Origin of the sequence: Streptomyces sp. URMC 123 (assembly GCF_051386515.1) — a bacterium.
Taxonomy (GTDB): Bacteria; Actinomycetota; Actinomycetes; order Streptomycetales; family Streptomycetaceae; genus Streptomyces.
In genome coordinates, this window is record NZ_JBPQTV010000603.1 from 1 (window position 1) to 1,436 (window position 1,436).

Annotated in this window: 1 protein-coding gene and 1 pseudogene; both read left to right on the forward strand. The window is 76.3% G+C overall.

All coding sequences use genetic code 11. From position 1 onward, the window contains the following. A pseudogene (locus ACSNOD_RS31120) lies at positions 1–87 on the forward strand (short-chain dehydrogenase); the annotation flags it as partial. 61 nt (positions 88–148) lie between these two features. Beyond that, positions 149–1,372 (forward strand): alanine racemase, encoded by a 1,224-nt coding sequence (locus ACSNOD_RS31125; RefSeq protein ID WP_436770427.1) that lies wholly within the window; start codon positions 149–151, stop codon positions 1,370–1,372. Positions 1,373–1,436: the final 64 nt, after the last annotated feature.

Here is a 1,436-nt window from a genome sequence, read left to right on the forward strand (position 1 = left end):
GCCCTCCCCTACATGCGGCGGCAGCGCCGGGGCTCGATCATCAACACCGCGTCGTTCGTCGCCGTCATGGGCGCGGCGGCATCACGTCGACCGGAGGAGGGGACGTCGACGTCTACCGGGTGGTAACACGCTCTGGCAAGCTGACGCCATGGTCGATCACGCCACCCGCGCCGCCGGCACACGTACGCGCTACGACCGGGCCACCGCGCATCTCGACGCCCCGCTGGCCATCGTGGATCTCGCGGCGTTCGACGCCAACGCCGCCGATCTCGTCCGGCGCGCACGCGGCAAATCCATCCGCGTGGCCAGCAAGTCCGTGCGCTGCCGCGCCCTGTTGGAGCGCGTGCTCGCGCACGACGGCTTCGCCGGGGTGATGGCGTTCACCCTCGCGGAGTCGCTGTGGCTGGCCCGTTCCGGCGTGGAGGACGTGCTGCTGGCGTATCCGACGGCCGACCGCTCGGGCCTCGCCGAGTTGCTGACGGACCCGAAGGCGGCCCGCGCGGTGACGGTGACCGTGGACGACGTGGCCCAGCTCGATTTGATCGACGCGGTGCGGCGCGACGCGGCGGGCGGCACCGAAGAGGTGCGGGTGTGCCTGGAGTTGGACACCTCGCTGCGGCTGCTGGGGGGCAGGGTGCGGGTGGGCGCCCGGCGCTCCCCCGTGCGCGAGCCGGCCGCGCTCGCCGAGCTGGCCCGCGCGGTGGCGCGCCGGCCCGGGTTCCGGCTGGTGGGGCTGATGGCGTACGAGGGCCATGTGGCGGGCGTCGGGGACGCGGTGCCCGGCCGACCGCTGCGCTCGGGGGCGATCCGGCTGATGCAGGCCGCGGCGGTGCGTGAGCTCGCGGCGCGGCGCGCGGCCTCGGTGCGGGCGGTCCGGGCGGTGGTGCCGGACCTGGAGTTCGTCAACGGCGGCGGCACGGGGAGCCTGGAGCGGACCGCGGCCGAGGCCGCGGTCACCGAGGTGGCGGCGGGCTCGGGGCTGTTCGTGCCGCGGCTGTTCGACCACTACCGCGCCTTCCGGGGCCGTCCGGCCGCGCTGTTCGCCCTGCCGGTGGTGCGCCGGCCGGGCGTGGGGGTGGTGACGGTGCTCGGCGGGGGCTACCCCGCGTCGGGGCCGGCGGGCGCCGACCGGCTGCCGGTGCCGTATCTGCCGGCGGGGCTGCGCCTCGACCGGCAGGAGGGCGCGGGCGAGGTGCAGACGCCGCTGCTGGGCGCGCCGGCCGACGATCTGCTGATCGGGGACAAGGTGTGGTTCCGGCACGCCAAGGCCGGGGAGCTGTGCGAGCGCTTCGACGTGCTGCGGCTGGTGGAGGGGGACCGGGTGGTGGAGACGGTGCCGACGTACCGGGGCGAGGGCCGGACGTTCCTCTGAGCCGCGCCGGCCGAGGAGCCGCGCCGGCCGCCGGCCCCGGCCCGCCCCCGTACAAGCTGTCTCT